Origin of the sequence: Chromohalobacter sp. HP20-39 (assembly GCF_033052815.1) — a bacterium.
Classification (GTDB): Bacteria; Pseudomonadota; Gammaproteobacteria; order Pseudomonadales; family Halomonadaceae; genus Chromohalobacter.
In genome coordinates this window covers 1-254 of record NZ_JAWHTP010000912.1, presented here as the reverse complement: position 1 = coordinate 254, position 254 = coordinate 1, and the positions used below count along the sequence as shown (strand labels likewise).

The 254-nt window shown below is 66.1% G+C and carries 1 protein-coding gene; it reads left to right on the top strand.

The annotated features are described in order from the left end of the window. Window positions 1-254, top strand: a 254-nt coding sequence (locus tag RVY79_RS20625; protein ID WP_317466465.1) for a GDP-mannose 4,6-dehydratase, incomplete at both ends; no start/stop codon positions are given.

Genomic DNA, 254 nt, shown 5'->3' with positions numbered 1-254 from the left:
GGCGCGGAAGTCTATGGCTATAGCCTGGCACCGGAAACCAACCCCAGCCTGTTTATGCTGGCCGAGGTGGAGTCCGCTCTGGCCAGCCATACGCTGGGTGACATTCGTGATGCGGGTAGCCTGCGTGAGGCCATGGCTGCGGCCCGACCCGACGTCGTCTTCCACCTGGCGGCACAGCCGCTGGTGCGCGCGTCCTACCGAGACCCGGCCGACACCTACGCCACCAACGTGATGGGCACGGTGAACGTGCTGGA